Below are 19,424 nucleotides of genomic sequence, written 5' to 3'. Positions count from 1 at the left end.
TCCATGACAGGATTGACGTCACGAGACATCGCGGTGATCGGCGGCGGCCCGGCCGGGCTGGCGGCCGCCGAGATTCTGGCCGAGGCCAGTCACCGCGTCGCGCTCTACGAGCGGATGCCCTCGGTTGGGCGCAAGTTCCTCATCGCCGGGCGCGGCGGCCTCAACCTCACGCATAGCGAGCCGCTGGAGTCGTTCCACCGCCGCTACCACCCGGCGAATCCGTCTTTCGCGAAGGCGGTCGACGCGTTTCCTCCGCAAGCCTTGCGGGACTGGTGCGAGGGGCTCGACCAGCCGACCTTCGTCGGGTCGAGCGGCCGTGTATTCCCGAAAAGCTTCAAGGCCTCCCCGCTCCTGCGGGCATGGCTGGGGCGGCTCGATGCCATGGGCGTCCGCATCCTCACACGGCATCGCTTCCTCGGCTGGGAGGCGGATGGAAGCCTGGCTTTCGAGACCCCGGACGGACGCGTCACGGTGGCCCCCCAGGCGACCCTGATGGCTCTTGGCGGAGCGAGCTGGCCACGGCTCGGCTCGGATGGGACCTGGGTCCCGCTTCTCACCGGGGCAGGCATCGCCGTCTCGCCGCTCAAACCCGCCAATGTCGGCTTCACCGTGCCATGGTCGGATGTGTTCCGCGAACGCTTCGCCGGGACGCCCCTGAAGCGCGTCGTGCTCAGGCTCGGCGAGGAGAGCGTACGCGGCGAGGCCATGATCACCACGGACGGGATCGAGGGCGGGGCGGTCTATGCCCTGTCGCGCCTCATCCGCGAGACGATCGAGGCCAAGGGTGAGGCCCGTCTCGTCCTCGATCTACGGCCGGACCTCAGCGAGGATACGCTGATGCGACGCGTCGCGACGTACAAGCCGGGGGCGTCCCTCGCCACGCGTCTGCGCAAGGATGCGGGGCTCGACCCCGTGGCGGCGGGAATTTTGCGCGAGGCGGCCGGCCGCACGCTTCCATCCTCGGCGGGCGATCTCGCGGCCTTGATCAAGGCGGCTCCCTTGCGCCTGCTCGCTCCCCGTCCGATCGACCGGGCGATCTCCACGGCGGGGGGCGTCGCCTTCGAGGCCGTCGATCACCGCTTCATGCTGAAAGCGCGGCCGGGGGTCTTCGTCGCCGGCGAGATGCTGGATTGGGAAGCCCCCACCGGCGGCTACCTGCTGCAGGGGGCCTTTTCCAGCGGTCGCGCGGCGGCCGCCGGGATGATGGGCTGGCTCGACGAAGCCGGCGCGGGCCTATAACCGCGTGCAGAACCCGACCATGCCCTTGGCATCGGACGGGCAGGACGCGCTGGCGCCGCCATTGGCGAAGGACGGGCTACCCGAGGACAGGCAATAGGCCGAGACGAAGGCCTCGCCACTGGCACAGCTCAACTCGCAGCCGCTTGTCGAACACGTCTCGTTGCGGACGGGACGAAGGCTGGAGTTGGCGGCGCTGGCCGTGATGCCAGCCGCCCCCGGCTCGCCCTGAGGACCGGCAGGCCCCCTGGGACCCGTGTCCCCCTTGGGGCCGACATCGCCTTTTGGCCCAACCTCACCCTTGGGACCGACATCGCCCTTGGGACCAACATCGCCCTTGGGACCGATCGGTCCCTGGGGGCCAGTCTCTCCCTTGAGCCCGGCCTCGCCCTTCGGTCCCGTCTCACCTTTCGGCCCGGCCTCGCCCGCGGGGCCCGCAATCCCCTGCGGTCCGACAAGCCCTGCCATGCCCTGGGGCCCGGTTTCACCTGCGGGGCCCGCATCGCCCTTGGGGCCGGGCTCGCCCGTGGGCGCGCAATTGGCCACCACCGCCTCCCTCTCGTCTTCACCGGCCTTCAGCGCCGCGACGCAGGTAGCCGGTCGGTAGGGAAGGCGGAACAGGAAACGCCCGCGCGAATCGGCCATCACCGAGATGTCTTCGTCGAGAATGACGACGGTGCCGGCCTTGCGCACGCTGCCCGAGATCCGCAGGTCTCCCCCCTCGATCCGCGCATCGTAAACCTGGATCGGCTGCGACGGCGTCACGACCCGCCTGGTCCTGGCCCTGGGCCCCGGAGCCGCTGCGGCATCTGTCGCCGGGGCGGCGCTCATCCCACGGCCCGGCTGGCCGGGGCTGACCTGGCCTGGCGCCTGCGCGAAGGCGGCCCCAGAGAAGGAGCCCACGAGCAGCATCAGGCCAATCAGCGATTTGCCGAACAGGGAGTTGGCCTTCTGGCTGTTTCCGGTCGGGCGATGGAGGGCCTGGCACTGGGCGGCTTGGTCGAGGCGCATGGGCATTCTCTCCCGGCTGATGCGCCGGGGGTCCGGCACGGCGGAGGGACAATGCCGGGTCCGGCCATGGGGTCAAGTCCACAATGAGGGGCTCGAACGCCCTGCCGATTCTCGGCCGTCCACACTCATCCACAGTCGTCCACAGGGGAAACGACTGTTTGCGTTGGGAAATTTTTCAGATCCCTGAAACCTGTTGAGTGTGTTCTTGTTTTGTTCTTATCGTCCGGCGACGGTGCGGACAGGATGGCTTTGGCTCAACGGACAATGCGCGATGAGGGCGAGACGAACACGGACGAGTTCGCGCGGCGCCGGAGGGTTGCGATGGCCGCCCTGCGCGATCACGGGGGAGGACATTCCGACGCCCTCCGCGTCGAGTCGTTGCCCCTGGGAATCGCCCATATCGATTCGGGGCTTCCCGGCAACGGCCTCACCCTCGGGCGACCGCACGAGATCGCGCCGGAAGCCGAAGGCGACGAGGCGGCGGCCCTGGGCTTCACCCTCGCCCTCGTGGCGCGTCACCTGGCGCGGGTGGAGGGAGAGGCGCTCCTCGTCATCGGCAAGGGCCATCCGACGCCCTACGGCCATGGTCTCGCCGGGCTCGGCCTCGATCCGGGCCGCCTGCTGATCCTGGAGGTGGAGAACGACGCGGATGCCTACCGCGCCGTGGAGGAAGCCCTGCGGTCTCAGGGCCTGAGGGCAGTGGCGGGGCTGGTGGATGCCGGCCTGTCGCTGAAACAGAGCCGTCGGCTGCATCTGGCGGGCGAGGCGGCCTCCCGCCTCCTCCTCGTCCTGCGGCCGCCGCAGGCGGAAAACCCGAACATGGCCGCGACCCGCTGGCGGATCGGGTCGGGGGCGGCCCTGCGGGACCGCTTCGGCTGCATCGAGCGGCCCTGCTGGCGGGCGCGGCTCGACCGCTGCCGCAACGGACGGACCGGGGATTGGCTTCTGGAGTGGGATCATGCCGCGCATCGTTTCGGTCTGGCTGGAGCAGTGGCCGCTGACGCGCCTCAGGCGCGCTCGAACACGGCTTGAACACGCGGCGCCAGAAGCGGCCGCGCCCTCCGTCGTGGCCGCCATCGGCCCGGGGGGCCTGCGCATCACGGCAGTGGATGCCGCTGCCTGGGCCCTGGGCCTGCGCCCAGGAGAGCCCCTGGCGCGAGCCCGAGCGAGGATCGGCCCCGGCATCGCCGTCCACCCCGCCGACCCGGAGGCCGATGCCGCCGCCCTCGCGCGGCTCTGCCTCTGGGCCCGTCGCTACACGCCCGTGGTCGCGCCGTTCGGACCGGCAGAGGGTGCTGCCGGCTTCTTCCTCGACGTGGAGGGGTCGAGCCATCTGTTCGGCGGTGAGGAAGGCCTGATGGCCGACCTTTCCGGTCGCCTGTCGGCCAATGCGATTCCCGCCCGGCTGGCCCTGGCCGACACACCCGCCTGCGCTTTCGCCCATGCCCGCCACGGCGGTTCGGCGAGGCCCGTCATCGTGCCGCCCGGAGACAATGCACCGTCCCTGCGCGAGCTTTCCGTCGCCGCATTGCGGATCGAGCCGTCCATCTCGGACTCGCTGCGTCGCCTCGGCCTGCGCCGGATCGGAGCGTTGGCCGACGCGCCCCGCCCTCCCCTCGCCCGACGCTTCGGCGAGACCCTGCTCCTGCGCCTCGATCAGGCATTGGGGAGGAGGCCCGAACCGCTGGTCTCCCTGGCCGAGCCTGCCGCCTTCGGCGCGAGCCAGGGCTTCCTCGACCCGATCGGACATCAGGCCGGCATCGTCGCCACCGCCATCCGGCTGATGCGGGAGATCGCTCCCCGTCTCGGCGCATCGGGCATGGGCGCGCAATCCCTGCGCTTGAGCCTGCATCGGGTCGACGGCATCGAGAAGACCCTCGATCTCGGCCTGTCGGAACCGACCCTGTGCCCCATCCAGATCGGTCGGCTGCTGGACCTGCGCCTCGACCGGCTCGGCCCGGCCCTCGATGCCGGCTTCGGCTTCGAGACCGTGCGGCTCGACGTGACCGGCATCGGCCGGCTGGAAGCGCGCCAGGACTCCCTCGCTGATACTGGCCTCGATCGACGCGCGGAAGGCAACGGAACCGCCCGCCTCGCCGATGCCCTGCGCCAGCGCATCAGGGCCAGGGTGATAAGGGTGAGCCCACGAGCGAGCCATATCCCCGAACGCGCCGACGCCCTGGAACCGTGGCGGGTGAACCATGTGGCCCTCGACTGGACCGGGCGGGGAAATGCGCGCCCGGGCGGCCCCGTGCCGTCCCGCCCCCTCGTCCTCTTCCCTCGCAGCGAAATGGCCGACGAGGTGTTCTCGCTGGCCCCCGACGGGCCGCCCCAGCGTTTCCGCTGGCGCCGACGTCTGCACCGAATCGCCCATGCCGAAGGACCGGAGCGCATCGCCGACGCCTGGTGGCACGCCCCCGCACCAGCCCGGGACTATTACGTGGTCGAGGACGAATCCGGCCGGAGGCTCTGGGTCTACCGGGAAGGCTTCCACACGGCGCAGCAGGCCGCACGCTGGTTCGTGCAGGGATTGTTCGCGTGAGTGCCGAGATGAGCGCCCTCCCCTCTCCCCGCCGGGCGGGGAGAGGATCGCAGGCACCTTGCCGTGACTGCGATGAGCGGAGGCGAAGCCGGAGCGAGGGTGAGGGGGTCTCTTCGGATGAGGCTCCTTCGGACGCGCCCCCTCACCCTCGGCTGCCGCCTCGCCGCGCCGACAACGGGGTCGTCGCGGCCCTCTCCCCGCTCGCGGGGAGAGGGGATTGCGCGAACGGCCCATCTTTCTGCGCATGACCCCGCCCTATGCGGAGCTCGCGGTGACCACGAATTTCTCGTTCCTGCGCGGAGCCTCGCATCCGCAGGAAATGGTGGCGCAGGGTGCCGAACTCGGGTTTCACGCCATCGGCATCGCCGACCGCAATACGCTGTCGGGCGTGGTGCGCGGCCATGCCGAGGCCAAGCGCCGGAAGAAGGCGGGCGAAGCGACGGTCCGGTATCTGCCGGGCGTCCGTCTCGTCACCGAGGAAGGTTTTGAGGCGGTCGCCTACCCGATGGACCGGGATGCCTATGGCCGGCTCTGCCGGTTGCTCACGGATGGCAACCGCCGTTCGGAGAAGGGCGAATGCCGGTTCGGCATCGCGGAGGTGCTCGCGGCAGCAAGGGGCCAGATCTTCATCGCCATTTCTCCGGAGGATTTTCTGCCTCCCGAGGATTTTCTGCCTTCGGAAGACGGCTCGCCGCCGGACATGGCGGACGAGGCCTTCGCCCGTCACCTCGCCGATCTGGCGGAGGCGGCGCCGGGCCGCGTCTTCCTCGGTGTCAGCCACCGCTACCGTGGCGACGAGCGCCGCCGCCTCGGCCGGCTGGCCGGGTTCGGGAAACGCCTCGGCGCGCCGATGGTGGCGGTGTCGGATGCGCTCTACCACCATCCCGACCGGCGCCCCCTGCAGGATGTCGCCACCTGCATCCGCGAGGGTTGCACCCTGGTCGAGGCCGGCTACCGGCTGGAGGCCAATGCCGAGCGCCACCTGAAGCCACCGGAGGAGATGGCCCGGCTCTTCGCGGACCACCCGGAGGCGATCGCGCGCAGTGTCGAGATCGCGCAAGCCTGCGAGTTCTCGCTGGAGGAGCTGAAATACGAGTATCCCGACGAGACCGTCCCCCCCGGCAGGACGGCCCAGGGGCATCTCGAATACATGACGCGGCAACGGGCCCGGCTGCGCTATCCGGATGGCATTCCCGAGATGGTGGAGACGGCCCTCGCCCACGAATTCGACCTGATCCGCCAGCTCGATTACGCCCGCTACTTCCTCACCATCCACGACATCGTCGAATTCGCCCGGAACCGGGGAATCCTGTGCCAGGGCCGCGGCTCGGCGGCCAATTCCGTGGTCTGCTACTGCCTCGGCATCACCTCGGTGGACCCGACCAAGATCCGGCTTCTCTTCGCCCGCTTCATTTCCGAAAGCCGCGACGAACCGCCCGATATCGACGTCGATTTCGAGCATGAGCGCCGTGAGGAGGTGATCCAGCACCTCTACGATCGCTACGGGCGGGAGCGCGCGGCCATCTGCGCGACGGTGATCCATTACCGGCCCCGCAGCGCGATCCGCGAGGTCGGCAAGGTGCTGGGCCTCACCCCCGACATCACCGGCATGATGGCCGACACGGTATGGGGCTCATGGGGCGACGGTCTGCCCGACCAGCATATCGCGCAAGCCGGGCTCGACCCCGCCAACCCGGCGATCCGGCAGGCGGTGGACCTCGCGATCCAGCTCATCGGCTTCCCGCGCCACCTGTCCCAGCATGTGGGCGGCTTCGTGCTGACGCGGGGGCGTCTCGACGAGACCGTGCCGATCGGCAATGCGGCGATGCCGGACCGCACCTTCATCGAATGGGACAAGGACGACATCGACACGATCGGCCTTCTCAAGGTCGACGTGCTGGCGCTCGGCATGCTGACCTGTCTCAAGCGCGGCCTCGACTTCCTGCGCGAGGATTTCGGCGTCGCCTACGAGACCCTGGCCGACATCCCGCCGGAGCAGCCGGACGTCTACGCGATGCTCTCGAAGGCCGATTCCGTCGGCGTGTTCCAGGTCGAGAGCCGGGCGCAGATGTCGATGCTGCCGCGCCTGAAGCCGAAGGAATTCTACGATCTCGTCGTGCAGGTCGCCATCGTGCGCCCCGGCCCGATCCAGGGCGACATGGTCCATCCCTACCTGCGCCGGCGCTCTGGGGAGGAGGAAGTGGTCTTCCCATCCCCCTCTCCCGAGCATGGACGGAAGGACGAACTCGAGGAGGTGTTGAAGCGGACCTTCGGCGTGCCGCTGTTCCAGGAACACGCCATGCAGATCGCGATCACGGCGGCCGGATTCACGCCGTCTGAAGCCGACGGCTTGCGCCGGGCCATGGCGACCTTCCGGCACAACGGGCTGATCGTGAATTTCAGGACCAAGTTCATCGAGGGCATGGTCGGGCGCGGCTATCCGCGCGATTTCACCGAGCGCTGCTTCAAGCAGATCGAGGGATTCTCAACCTACGGCTTTCCCGAGAGCCACGCGGCGAGCTTCGCCCTGCTGGTCTACGCCTCGGCCTGGATGAAATGCCGGCACCCGGACGTTTTCCTGGCCGCGATCCTGAACTCGCAGCCCATGGGATTCTACCAGCCGGCCCAGCTGGTGCGGGATGCCCGCGCCCATGGGGTCGAGGTGCGCGGGCCCGACGTCAACGCCAGCGAATGGGACTGCACTCTGGAACCGACCTCGGAGCAGCGTGGGCCGGAGCGCCGCTTCGCCGTCCGCATCGGCCTGCGGCAGGTGAGCGGCCTGCCGAAAGCCGCCATGGCCCGGCTCGTGGCCCTGCGCGGCAACGGCTATGCCAGCGTCGAGGGCCTCCAGGCCGCCCTGACGCTGCCCCGCAACGCCCTCGAGCGCTTGGCGGAAGCGGATGCCTTCCGCTCCCTCGACCTCGACCGCCGCGCTGCGCTCTGGGCGGTGCGGGCGCTGGAAGGAACGTCGATGCGGGCCAGCGCCGGGCGGGGCGTCCCCACCGACCGGCGCACCCATCTCCTCGATGCGCCGATGCCGCTTTTCGCCTTCCATGCCGATGATGGCCTGTTCCGGGCCGAGCCCGCGGTGGAGCTGCCCGCCATGGCGCTCTCCGAGCATGTGGCGGAGGATTACGTCTCCACCGGCCTCTCGCTCAAAGGCCATCCGGTGGCGTTCTTCCGGGCGCGCCTCGCCCGCATCGGCGCGATCCCTGCGGCGGCCCACCACGACCCTTCATGGGCGCAGAATGCCCGCGTCACGGTGGCGGGCCTCGTCCTCACCCGGCAGCGCCCCGGCACCGCCAAGGGCGTGGTGTTCCTGACGCTGGAGGACGAGACCGGCATCTGCAACGTCATCGTCTGGAAGAAGGTGTTCGACGCCAACCGGCGCATCGCCATGAGCGCGCGCTTCCTTGCCGTGCGCGGCCGCATCCAGCGCTCAGGGCTGGTGGTTCATCTCCTGGCCGAGCAGTTTCGCGACCTGACGGAGGAATTGCGGACCCTGCGGGAGGGCGGCCTCCCCCTCCCACCGGAAACCACGGATTTCGGGGCGCCGCCCGACCGGCGCGTCTACCGCAGCCGGGATTTCCATTGAGGGGCGGTGCGCATCCCCTCTCCCCGCCGGCGGCTACCGGATTCACCCATCTGCTTTTGCAGGCAGAGCGCGTCCCTCTCCCCCTTGTGGGGAGAGGTCAGGAGTGGGGGTGGCTCCGCCAGCCTCCGTAAGCTGAGGGTCACCCCACCACCCCCACCTCCAACTCCTCCCCACAAGCTCGACGGATCTTGAGCAGGCACGAGATCCGCTGGGGAGGAGGGCTTGCCCCCTCAGGGCCGAAGCAGGACCTTGCCCACGGCTTCGCGGCGCTTGAGGATGCCGAGCGCGTTCTCGTATTCGATCATCGGATAGGTGCCGTGGATCTTGGCCTTGAGGCGCCCCTCCGCCACCCAGGCGAGGAGCTGTTCCTGGTTCGCCCGGTGAGCCTCGGGCTCGCGCTCCACGAACACGCCCCAATGCACGCCCTGGATATCGATGCCCTTCAGGAGGGCGAGGTTCAGGGGGATGCGTGGGATATCGCCGGCCGCGAATCCGACGACGAGGTAGCGTCCCTTCCAGCCGAGCGAGCGTAGCGCAGGCTCGGCGTATTCGCCGCCGATCGGATCGTAGATCACGTCGACGCCCCGTCCCTCGGTGAGCTTCTTCAACCCCTCGCGCAGATTGTTCGCGCTGTAATCAAGGCTCATCTCTGCGCCGTGCGCCTGCGCCACCGCGAGTTTCTCCGGCGAGGAGGCACAGGCGATTACCTTGGCCCCCATGATCACGCCGAGCTCCACCGCAGCGAGACCGACGCCGCCCGAGGCACCGAGGACCGCCAAGGTCTCGCCGGGCTGGAGCCGCGCGCGATCCCGCAGGGCGTGGAGCGAGGTGCCATAGGTGATGGTGAGGCCGGCGGCCTGCTCGTCGCTCACCGCATCGGGGACGGCAGTGAGATGCCGGGTGCCCACCGCGATGCGCTCGGCGCAGGTGCCGCAGGTACGGTGGACGATGACCCGGTCCCCGACCCCGAACCCCTCGACGCCCTGCCCCAGGGCCTCGATGATTCCCACGGCCTCACCGCCGGGTGAAAACGGCAGATCGGGCTTCACTTGGTAGCGCCCTGCGATGATGAGCGTATCGAAGAAGTTCAGTGCCGCCAGCGTCACCCGCACCACGGCCTCGCCGGGTCCGGGCATTGGATCCGGCAAGTCGGCGATCGCGAGATCCTCGGGGCCGCCGAGCCTGGTGCAGAGCAAAGCCTTCATGCCGATCCTCCCTTGAGCCGCAGCGCCTTTTGCTTGAGCGCGCTTGCACCGATTGGCGGCAGCAGCGCAAGCGTTCGTCGTCAGCGGCGCTCGTAGAGCCCGGTTCAGGCCGGACGCGCTGCCGCGACCATGTAGTTCACTGCCGTGTCGCGGGCCGGTCGCCAACTCCCGTCGAGGGGATTGAACACGACGCCGGTCGTATCGGTGACGGCGAGGCCGCCGCGCGCGATGGCGCGGGACAATTCCTCCGGCTTCACGAACTTGTTCCAGTCATGGGTTCCGCGCGGCAGCCAGCCGAGAACGTATTCCGCTCCGACGATGGCCAGCGCGAAGGAGCGCATCGTGCGGTTGAGGGTGGCGGCGAACAGGAGACCGCCCGGTTTCACCGCCTGGCAGGCACTCGCGACGAAGGCCGGCATGTCGACCACGTGCTCCACCACCTCCATGATCAGGACGACGTCGAAAAGCTCGCCCGCCGCCACCACTTCTTCGATGGTCTGCGAGCGGTAATCCACCGCCACGCCCTCGGCCTCCGCATGGGATCGCGCCACGGCGATGTTGGTGGGGGCCGGATCGAGCCCGGTGACGCTGGCGCCGAGCCGCGCCAGGGGCTCGGACAGGACGCCGCCGCCGCAGCCGACATCGACGATGGTCAGCCCCTTCAGCGGATAGGGCGCGCGCGGGTCTCGGCCGAAGGTTCTGCAGATCGCGTCGCGGATATAGGCGAGGCGCACGGGGTTGAAGCGGTGAAGCACCTTCATCGGCCCGTCCTCGGCCCACCAGGTCGCGGCGATCCCCTCGAAGCGCGCGACTTCCTCGGCGTCGATGGAAGAGGGTGCCGCTGGATTCATTCGCCTGACCTTCCGACTCGGATGCGGGCCATCCCGCCCGCATGCCCGATTGTTGACACGTCCGAAGGGCCCTTGTACCCGCCCAGGCACCGGCCGGTATAGCGGCGGGACACGGCTGCGGCGATTGCCGCCGGCGTCGTGCCCGCAGCGGGCGGCCAGCCTGGAATGAATCGACGCGGACCCGACATGCCCCGTTTGGTAATGAAGTTCGGCGGCACATCGGTGGCGACCGTGGACCGTATCCGCAACGTGGCGCTCCACGTGGCGCGCGAGATCGAGGCCGGCTACGACGTCGCCGTCGTGGTCTCGGCCATGTCCGGCAAGACCAACGAACTCGTGGCCTGGGTCAAGGACGCCAACCCGCTCTACGACGAGGCGGAATACGACGCCATCGTCGCTTCGGGGGAGCTCGTCACCGCTGGTCTCCTCGCCGCGGCGCTCCAGAAGAACGGGATCAAGGCCCGGTCCTGGCAGGGCTGGCAGATCCCGATCGAGACCTCGGACGCCCACGGCTCGGCCCGTATCACCGCCATCGATCCGAAGAATCTCGAGGCCGGCTTCCAACGCGGCGAAGTCGCCGTGATCGCCGGCTTTCAGGGTATCCATGCCGAGACCGGCCGCGTGACGACGCTCGGCCGGGGCGGCTCGGATACCAGCGCGGTCGCCATCGCCGCCGCCATCGGCGCGGAGCGTTGCGACATCTATACCGACGTCGACGGCGTCTACACCACCGACCCGCGCGTGGTGCAGAAGGCCAAGCGCATGGAACGCGTGACCTTCGAAGAGATGCTGGAGATGGCCTCTCTCGGGGCCAAGGTGCTCCAGGTCCGTTCCGTCGAGCTCGCCATGGTCCATCGCGTGCCGACCACGGTGCGCTCCAGCTTCGACCCACCCGACAACGCCCGCACAGGCACCCTCATCTGCGACGAGGACGACATCGTGGAACAGCAGATCATCACCGGGATCGCCTTCTCGAAGGACGAGGCGCAGATCACCCTTCGCCGCGTCAAGGACAGCCCCGGGATCGCGGCCGCGATCTTCGGACCGCTGGCGGATGCCAACATCAACGTCGACATGATCATCCAGACCGTGTCCGGCGACCAGTCGACCACCGACATGACCTTCACGGTGCCCTCGGCCGATTACGATCGCGCCCGCACGATTCTCGATGCTCAGAGCGGCATCATCGAGTTCGCCCAGATCGAGGGCGCCACCGATGTCGTCAAGGTTTCGGCCATCGGCGTTGGCATGCGCAGCCATGCGGGTGTCGCCGCCAAGGCATTCAGGGCCCTGGCGCAGAAGGGAATCAACATCCGCGCGATCACCACATCGGAGATCAAGTTCTCGGTCCTGATCGACGCGGCCTATACGGAGCTTGCCGTGCGTACGCTCCACTCGCTATACGGCCTCGATCAGGCTTGAGCGCCTGCCCTCTCCGCCGCGCATGAAACTTGCGCGTGCGGAACCGGGGACTGAATTCGGATCGAGGAGACCATGCCTGCTGCGCCCGGAGGACCGCGCCTGCTGCTGCGCCGCCTCCGCGAAGCGATGGCGGAGCCGGTCAGTCCACAAGCTCGCCTCGACCGCATCGTCACCCTCATCGCGGCGAACGTCATCGCCGAGGTCTGCTCGGTCTATGTCCTGAGCGATGACAACACCCTCGAACTGTTTGCCACCGAGGGACTGAACCGTTCGGCCGTCCACCTGACCCGGATGCGGGCCGATGAAGGCCTCGTCGGCCTCATCGCCAAGACCGCCGAGCCGCTCTCGCTATCGGACGCCCAGTCCCACCCCGCTTTCTCGTATCGCCCCGAGACCGGGGAAGAGGCCTATCACGCCTTCCTCGGCGTGCCGCTGCTGCGGGCGGGGAATACGCTCGGCGTCCTCGTGGTGCAGAACCTCACTTACCGGGTCTATTCGGAGGAGGAGATCGAGGCGCTCCAGACGACGGCGATGGTGCTGTCCGAGATGATCGCTTCGGGTGAATTGCAATCCCTGGCCCCAGGTGCGGGCTCGGCCGCGCGCCGCGCCGTGAGCCAGCGCGGTGTCGCGCTCGCCGATGGCATCGGCCTCGGCCACGTGGTGCTGCATGAGCCGCGCATCATCGTGAAGCAGCTCATCGCCGAAAACCTGGAGCGCGAGGTCGAGCGCCTGGAGGAGGCCATCGGAGAAGTCCGCTCGGCCATCGACGATCTCGTGGAGCGCGGCGACAGCATCGGCACCGGCGAATCGCGTGAGGTGCTGGAGACGGTGCGCATGTTCGCGCACGACAAGGGCTGGCTGCGCCGGATGCGCGAGGCCGTCCATTCCGGCCTCACCGCGGAAGCCGCCGTGGAGCGCGTGCAGTCGGACAACCGCGCCCGGATGATGCGTCAGAGCGATCCGTATCTTCGCGACCGCCTGCACGACCTCGACGATCTCGCCAACCGTCTTCTGCGCACGTTGATCGGAACGGAGAGCAACGGCACGCATCGCGAGCTTCCCGAAAACGCGATTCTCGTCGCCCGCTCCATGGGGCCGGCCGCCCTCCTCGACTATGACCGCGCCTCCCTGCGCGGCGTGGTGCTGGAGGAAGGTGGCCCGACGAGCCATATCGCCATCGTCGCACGGGCGCTCGGCATCCCGGCGGTGGGCGAGATCGCCAATGCTACGGCCCTCTGCGATGCGGGCGACGCCATCATCGTCGATGGTGTCACCGGCGAGATCCAGGTCCGTCCCGGCCCGGAGATCGAGGCGGCTTATGCCGAGCAGGTCCGCCTGCGCGCGCGCCGTCAGGAACAGTACCGGGCGCTCCGCGACCTCCCCGCCGTCACCAGGGACGGGGTCGCCATCGGCCTGCAGCTGAATGCCGGACTGCTGGTCGACCTCACCCATCTCCATGAGACCGGCGCGGAGGGCATCGGCCTGTTCCGCACGGAATTGCAGTTCATGGTGGCGCAGCGGATGCCCTCGGCCGCCGAGCAGCAATCGCTCTACGAAGCGGTGTTCGCCGCCACCGGCGACCTGCCCGTGACGATCCGTACCCTGGATATCGGCGGCGACAAGATCCTGCCCTACATGCCGGCCCTCGAGGAGGAAAACCCGGCTCTCGGCTGGCGCGCCATCCGCATCGGCCTCGACCGCCCCGCCCTGTTGCGGGTGCAGTTGCGCGCGCTGCTGCGGGCGGCGTCCGGCCGGCCTCTCAAGATCATGTTTCCGATGGTGGCGACGGTGGACGAGTTCGTCCGCGCCAAGGCCATCGTCGACCGGGAGAAGGCGCATCTGCGCCGCCACGGCCATATCCTTCCGAGCGATTGCCGCCTCGGCGTGATGGTCGAGGTACCGTCTCTCCTCTTCCAGATCGACGAGATCGCCAAGGTCGCCGACTTCCTGTCGGTGGGCTCGAACGACCTGATGCAGTTCCTCTTCGCGGTGGACCGCGAAAACCGCCGCGTCGCCGACCGGTTCGACACGCTCAGCGTGCCGGCCCTGCGTGCGTTCCGCCTCATCGCCGAGCGGGCGGCTGCCGCCGGCTGCCCCGTCACCATCTGCGGCGAGATCGGCGGCAAGCCCTTGGAGGCGATGGCCCTGATCGGCCTCGGCTTCCGCAACCTGTCGATGTCGCCCGCCGCCATCGGCCCGGTGAAGGCCATGGTTCTCGGAATCGATGCGTCCGCCGTGGCGGCGGTGATCGATGCCGAGATGGAGCGTTCCAGCGACAGCGCTTCCCTGCGGCCGGTCCTGACGGCCTTCGCCAAGGCCCACGGCGTGCCTATCTAGCGAGCGTGACGGCGCTTACGCCGGCAGCTGAGCTTTTCGCACGTCCGTTCGACATTCCCTTTCCACAGTTGAGAGTATCCTCCGGGCGATGACCCCAATTCCTTCAGACCGTCTCGACGCCATTCTGACGCGGCATGACATCGTCACCGCCACGCTCAGCGCAGGTTCGGCCGATTCCGACAGCTTCGTCCAGCTGTCCCGGGAACTCGCCGAACTCGACGGCGTGGTGGCGGCCATCCATGCCTACCGCGCGGCCGCGACGAACCTTGCCGAAATCGAGGCTCTCATCGACGAGCCGGGGGGCGATGCCGAGATGCGTGCGCTCGCCGCCGCCGAAAAGCCCGATGCGGAAGCGGGGCTCGAGGCGGCACACAAGGCGCTCCAGGTCATCCTGCTGCCCAAGGACGCCGCCGACGAGAAGAGCGCCATTCTCGAAATCCGTGCCGGGACCGGTGGCGACGAAGCCGCGCTCTTCGCCGGCGATCTGTTCCGGATGTACGCGAAATACGCGGATCTGAAGGGCTGGAAGGTCGATGTCATCTCCGAGAGCGAAGGCACGGTCGGCGGCTATCGCGAAGTCATCGCTGAGGTGAAGGGCAAGGGCGTCTTCGCCAAGCTGAAATTCGAGAGCGGAGCCCACCGGGTCCAGCGTGTGCCCGATACCGAGGCCCAGGGACGCATCCACACCTCAGCCGCCACCGTGGCGGTCCTGCCCGAGGCCGAGGAGGTCGATATCGTCGTCAACGATGCCGATCTGAAGATCGACACGATGCGCTCCCAGGGTGCCGGCGGCCAGCACGTCAACAAGACGGAATCGGCGATCCGCATCACCCATATGCCGAGCGGCATCGTCATTTTCGTCCAGGAAGAGCGCTCGCAGCACAAGAACCGCGCGCGCGCCATGTCGCTCCTGCGGGCCAAGCTCTACGATGCCGAACGGACGGCAAAAGATGCCGTTCGCGCAGCAGACCGCAAGTCACAGGTCGGTTCGGGAGACCGGTCGGAGCGTATCCGCACCTACAATTTCCCACAGGCGCGGGTGACCGACCACCGCATCAACCTCACCCTCTACAAACTGGAAGAGGTTCTCGCGGGTGAAGCGCTGGACGAACTCGTGGATGCCCTCATCACTGAGCACCAGGCCGAACTCATGGCCGCCGAAGGCATGGCGTGACGGAAGATGGTCTGAGTGACTCTCGCGTGACCGGGGGCGGGGCGGATGGAACAGGCATCGACCCATGGCTGTCTCGCTCGCAGGCGCTCAGCCGGATCACGGCGGCTTTCCGCGAGGCCGGGATCGATGGCGGGGCCAGCGATGCCCGATTCCTCTTCCTTCACGTCCTAGGCATCACTCAGACCGAGCTCGTCCTTTCCGGCGCGGAGACTCTGGGCGAGCAGGGCGCCAAGCGGCTCGGCGAGGCGATGCAACGGCGCCTCGCGGGTGAGCCCGTCGCCCGCATCCTCGGCGAGTGGGAGTTTTGGGGTCTTCCCTTCATCCTGAACGCCGCGACCCTGGTTCCCAGGCCCGATACCGAGACGATGGTGGATGCCGCACTGTCGCTTCATGCTACCCGCGACCGGCCCCTACGCCTCCTGGATCTCGGAACCGGATCCGGCTGCATCCTGATCGCGCTCTTGAGCGAATGGACACAGGCCTTCGGCGTGGGTGTCGACCGTTCGCACGAAGCGCTCGGTTGCGCCCGCAGCAACGCCCGGATGAACGGTGTCGGACGGCGTGCCGCTTTCCTTGCCGGCGATTGGTGCTCCGCTCTCGGCAAGCCGTTCGACGTCATTCTCTCGAACCCGCCCTACATCCCGAGCGCCACCATTCCGATGCTCTCCCACGAAGTTCGCTACCATGATCCCATTGGCGCCCTCGATGGCGGAGAGGATGGCTTGGCCGCCTACAGGAGGATCACCGCGGAGGTGAGCGGGGCGTCGGATGGCCGGCGCCTGCTCGCGCGGGATGGGGCCCTGGTGTTCGAGGTCGGTTACGATCAGGCGGAGGACGTCGTCCGGATCGGCCATGAGGCGGGATTCACGCAAGGTTCGATCCGGCACGATCTGGCCGGTCACGCCCGCGTCGTCACATTATCGGGCCTTTGACCACCGGAAACCGCGAGAAGGCTCGGAAAAAAAGCTTGTTGTGGGCTTGGGGAGCCGCTAATGTCACAGTCAGGTCGCGAACGGTCCGTTAAGGCGGATCGAGGTAGAAATGTCGGCGGCGTCTAGCACGCGATGTTTTTAGACGATCTCCCCACCATCGAGCCGATACGCACGAGATTCCGTGTGGAAGCTTGATGAACTGAGTTCCAGACATCCGATCGACGCCGAGATGCGAGCGTGGGAATCGGTTGGCCGGACATACGGCGAGCACGGCACAATCGATCGCGGAACCATCGACCGGATCTTACGAGGACAGGAAAGAGCCCGAGCGGGTTCATTCTCCTTCGCTCGTAGCCCCGCCGCATCATCAGACGCTCCGATTTGAACGAGGGTCAATCGAGACCGATGAGACCAAACCAGAATAGACGGATGCGCGGTCGCAACCGCCCCAAAGGTCCCAATCCGCTGACGCGTTCCTACGAGTCCAACGGGCCGGATGTAAAAATCCGCGGGACGGCTCAGCACATCGCGGACAAATACGCCCAGCTGGCGCGTGATGCGCAAGCGAGCGGCGATCCGGTGGCGGCCGAGAATTACTTCCAGCACGGCGAGCATTATTTCCGCATCATCTCCGGTGCCCAGGAGCAGAACCGCCAGCAGAATGGCGGTTACGCCCGCAACGGCTACGATGACGACGAGGATGGCGAAGACGAGGGCCAGGGCACGAGCCAGGGCTATGCCGCCAACGGTTACGGCAACAGTTACGGCGAGGAATACGGCGATCCGGCGCAGCAGCCGCAGCCTCAATCCTACGAGGCGCCACGCCAAGACTCGCGGCAGGATTCCCGGCAAGATTCCCGCCCCGATCACCGCCAGGACTCCCAGTCCGACCAGCGAAGCCCGCGGCGCGACCGCTTCCAGAATCGTAACGACCGCCCCCAACGTTTCGAGAACAATCGGGACGGTCAGCGCCAGGACGGTGGCCGGCAGGACGGGAACCGACAAGACGGTTCGCGCCAAGACGGTTCGCGCTATGAGGGACACCGTAGCGACGGTGGCCGCCAGGAGTATAACCGGCAGGATTCCTTCCGTGGCGAGAATGCCCGGCAGGATAATCCGAGGCAGGACAATCCCCGGCACGAGCAGCCGCGGCAGGATTACGGCCGCCAGGATCAGCCGCGCACGGACTTCAACCGCGCTCAGAACCGCAACGACAGCTCCCGCTACGAAAGCCAGCGCAGCGAGTTCCAGGGCAACGACACCGCGCCGAAGCCGGACCAGATGTCTCAGGACGTGTCTCGCCAGGAAGCTCCCCGGCAGGAGGCCTATCGCCAGGACAATCCTCGACAGGAGCCTGCGCTTAGAAACGAGCCTGTGAGACAGGATCCACCGCGTCAGGAAAACCAGCGCCAGGAAAACCAGCGCCAGGAGAGCCCGCGCCCGGAATCCTCGCGCAGTGACAGCCGGCGTTCGGAGACGGCTCCGCGCCGTTCCCGCCGCCGCGAGGAACCCGATCTTCGCGCTGAAGACGATGTCAGTGCCTTGCCGGCTTTCCTGACGGCAGCTCCTCGTCCAGCCGCTGCACCGGTGGCAGAACGCTTTGTCGAACCCGCTGGCGAAGCGGAGCCGAAACGCGATCTCGCCGGAGAGGTGACGAAGGACGATTCAGCTCCGGCAGCACCGAAGCCACGTCGTCGCCGTCGTCCTCGCTTCGAGGGACCGGAAGGCTCAGAGGGCGGCAGCACGAACGCCGACGATACACCCTCCACCGTCGAATAGTTTGCAAAGGACCCGCCGCCTATCCCAGGCGCGGACAACCGGATGAAGTTTTGTAAAAGCCGCCCTCTCATGTGGGGCGGCTTTTTTCTTGCCGCAGACAAAAGTCTTGCTGCTCTTTCATCCACGCCAATCGCAATAGGCACGGACGTGATGGCGCTGCCTGCGGCGGCGTCCAATCTCTCCGAATGGCGCTATCTCCCAAATCCAGGAATGATCGGAAGGCGGTAAAGCGACGCCGTGGAGAAGATCGAACCGCTCGATGACGCGGCCGTCGCGGTCTTCTGTCAGCTCCTCGGTATCGGTGATGAGGCAGACATGTGCCCGCAGACCCGCCAAACCCCGGAGATGCATGTCGACGATCTCGGCTCCCAACCCATGGGGAAGCGGAATGCCACGGGACTCGAACCAGTCCACGGGCAGGATCGGCAGTTGTGAGAGTAGATTGGCGGAGACGACGAGATCGACATCGTCGCTGTTGAATACGGCAAGAGGATCGGCATGCCGCTCCCCCTCCCCTCTCAGCCAGTTCGCGCATCCGCTGAGATCCACGATCTGCAGGCTGACATTCGCATGGCGGCGCGCCATCCATCGGGCTGGCCAGGGATGGATCATGTCCACCAGGATCGCACGCTCGAAGCGTTCGGCCAGATACGACAAGGGTACATCGTCGAGAAGGCCCGAGCCTAGGATCACGGCGGTGCGACGGCGGACGAGATCCGCACAAGACTGCATGATAGCGGATCGGGCGGCCGCGAGGTGATCCGCCCACGCCAGACGGCAACGGCGCGAACGTGACAGCAGCCGAACGCTCTCACTCAGATATCCGAGCCTCCGCTGCGCGCGCGATGCCGGCGTCGTCAGATAGTGGATGGCCTCGATCAGCATGGATGCCTCACGGCTCGACGAGGGGCCTCATCTTAGGCCAAGGATCGAGTTTGTTCGCGGAAGAACACCCATGGGAGTGGAGCTCGCTGGAACTTAAGCGCGGCTGTTACGGTTCATCGAAGTGCAAAAGCACTCCATTGATCAGGGAAGCACCGTGTCGAGCCTTATCCGTATTCTCCTTGCCATTTTTCTCCCGCCGATTGCAGTGCTTCTGACGGTTGGGATTGGCGTGCAGTTCTTCCTGAACATCCTGCTGTGCATTCTGTTCTACCTGCCTGGCTCGATTCACGCGCTTTGGGTTGTGATGCGGTCTCGCTGATCTGTGCTGGGGAGAACTGCGTGCTCTGGACATGACGAAGCCCGCGGCGTTTATGGCGCTGCGGGCTGTGTGGTGTGATGTGTAGGATTGGTTGCGGGGACAGGATTTGAACCTGTGACCTTCAGGTTATGAGCCT

14 protein-coding genes are annotated in these 19,424 nt (G+C 67.5%); 10 read left to right on the top strand and 4 right to left on the bottom strand.

Annotation, left to right across the window (positions count from 1 at the left end; all coding sequences use genetic code 11):
* Positions 1 to 3 precede the first annotated feature (3 nt).
* On the top strand, positions 4 to 1,239 hold the full coding sequence (locus ASF32_RS13010) for a TIGR03862 family flavoprotein (protein ID WP_056429026.1): 1,236 nt from the start codon (positions 4 to 6) through the stop codon (positions 1,237 to 1,239).
* Here ASF32_RS13010 and ASF32_RS13005 read toward each other — a convergent pair.
* Positions 1,234 to 2,247: a collagen-like protein gene (locus tag ASF32_RS13005; RefSeq protein ID WP_056429023.1), complete on the bottom strand. Its 1,014-nt coding sequence runs from the start codon at positions 2,245 to 2,247 to the stop codon at positions 1,234 to 1,236. The genes ASF32_RS13010 and ASF32_RS13005 overlap by 6 nt on opposite strands.
* A gap of 321 nt (positions 2,248 to 2,568) precedes the next feature.
* Here ASF32_RS13005 and ASF32_RS13000 point away from each other — a divergent pair, with 321 nt between their 5' ends.
* The 3 genes from ASF32_RS13000 to ASF32_RS12990 all read left to right on the top strand — a co-directional run bounded on the left by ASF32_RS13000 (position 2,569) and on the right by ASF32_RS12990 (position 8,384).
* A complete protein-coding gene (locus ASF32_RS13000; protein ID WP_244478082.1) occupies positions 2,569 to 3,279 on the top strand; it encodes an ImuA protein in 711 nt (236 codons plus the stop codon).
* On the top strand, positions 3,206 to 4,789 hold the full coding sequence (locus ASF32_RS12995; RefSeq protein ID WP_056429017.1) for a DNA polymerase Y family protein: 1,584 nt from the start codon (positions 3,206 to 3,208) through the stop codon (positions 4,787 to 4,789). The genes ASF32_RS13000 and ASF32_RS12995 overlap by 74 nt, the downstream gene beginning before the upstream one ends.
* 244 nt (positions 4,790 to 5,033) lie before the next feature.
* Positions 5,034 to 8,384: an error-prone DNA polymerase gene (locus ASF32_RS12990; protein ID WP_056429124.1), complete on the top strand. Its 3,351-nt coding sequence runs from the start codon at positions 5,034 to 5,036 to the stop codon at positions 8,382 to 8,384.
* A 230-nt stretch (positions 8,385 to 8,614) separates the two neighbouring features.
* Here the strand turns inward: ASF32_RS12990 and ASF32_RS12985 are convergent, their stop codons facing one another.
* Positions 8,615 to 9,589, bottom strand: a complete 975-nt coding sequence (locus ASF32_RS12985) for an NADPH:quinone oxidoreductase family protein (RefSeq protein ID WP_056429012.1) — start codon at positions 9,587 to 9,589, stop codon at positions 8,615 to 8,617.
* A 104-nt stretch (positions 9,590 to 9,693) separates the two neighbouring features.
* A complete protein-coding gene (gene ubiG, locus ASF32_RS12980; protein ID WP_056429009.1) occupies positions 9,694 to 10,440 on the bottom strand; it encodes a bifunctional 2-polyprenyl-6-hydroxyphenol methylase/3-demethylubiquinol 3-O-methyltransferase UbiG in 747 nt (248 codons plus the stop codon).
* A 186-nt stretch (positions 10,441 to 10,626) separates the two neighbouring features.
* On the opposite strand from ubiG, the gene ASF32_RS12975 reads away from it, so the two are divergent.
* The 5 genes from ASF32_RS12975 (at position 10,627) to ASF32_RS12955 (ending at position 18,084) form a co-directional block, all read left to right on the top strand.
* On the top strand, positions 10,627 to 11,862 hold the full coding sequence (locus ASF32_RS12975; RefSeq protein WP_056429005.1) for an aspartate kinase: 1,236 nt from the start codon (positions 10,627 to 10,629) through the stop codon (positions 11,860 to 11,862).
* A gap of 72 nt (positions 11,863 to 11,934) precedes the next feature.
* Positions 11,935 to 14,199, top strand: coding sequence for a phosphoenolpyruvate--protein phosphotransferase (gene ptsP, locus ASF32_RS12970; RefSeq protein ID WP_056429002.1), 2,265 nt, complete (start codon positions 11,935 to 11,937; stop codon positions 14,197 to 14,199).
* Between the two features lie 88 nt (positions 14,200 to 14,287).
* On the top strand, positions 14,288 to 15,373 hold the full coding sequence (gene prfA, locus ASF32_RS12965; RefSeq protein WP_018042072.1) for a peptide chain release factor 1: 1,086 nt from the start codon (positions 14,288 to 14,290) through the stop codon (positions 15,371 to 15,373).
* Positions 15,370 to 16,305 carry a peptide chain release factor N(5)-glutamine methyltransferase gene (prmC, locus tag ASF32_RS12960; RefSeq protein ID WP_244478081.1) on the top strand — a complete coding sequence of 312 codons (936 nt, stop codon included), beginning with the start codon at positions 15,370 to 15,372 and terminating at the stop codon, positions 16,303 to 16,305. Before prfA ends, prmC begins: the two co-directional genes overlap by 4 nt.
* A gap of 429 nt (positions 16,306 to 16,734) precedes the next feature.
* Entirely contained in the window at positions 16,735 to 18,084 is a 1,350-nt protein-coding gene (locus ASF32_RS12955; protein ID WP_056428996.1) for a DUF4167 domain-containing protein, read from the top strand.
* 117 nt (positions 18,085 to 18,201) lie between these two features.
* On the opposite strand, the gene ASF32_RS12950 is transcribed toward ASF32_RS12955, so the two are convergent.
* Positions 18,202 to 18,969 carry a hypothetical protein gene (locus ASF32_RS12950; protein ID WP_056428993.1) on the bottom strand — a complete coding sequence of 256 codons (768 nt, stop codon included), beginning with the start codon at positions 18,967 to 18,969 and terminating at the stop codon, positions 18,202 to 18,204.
* Positions 18,970 to 19,123: 154 nt separating this feature from the next.
* On the opposite strand from ASF32_RS12950, the gene ASF32_RS12945 reads away from it, so the two are divergent.
* Positions 19,124 to 19,288, top strand: coding sequence for a YqaE/Pmp3 family membrane protein (locus ASF32_RS12945; RefSeq protein ID WP_082470365.1), 165 nt, complete (start codon positions 19,124 to 19,126; stop codon positions 19,286 to 19,288).
* The last annotated feature ends 136 nt before the right edge of the window (positions 19,289 to 19,424 follow it).

The sequence above is a fragment of the Methylobacterium sp. Leaf91 genome, from assembly GCF_001422815.1.
Taxonomy (GTDB): domain Bacteria; phylum Pseudomonadota; class Alphaproteobacteria; order Rhizobiales; family Beijerinckiaceae; genus Methylobacterium.
Note: the sequence above shows the minus strand (reverse complement) of the source record. Positions and strands in the feature narration are given on the sequence as shown.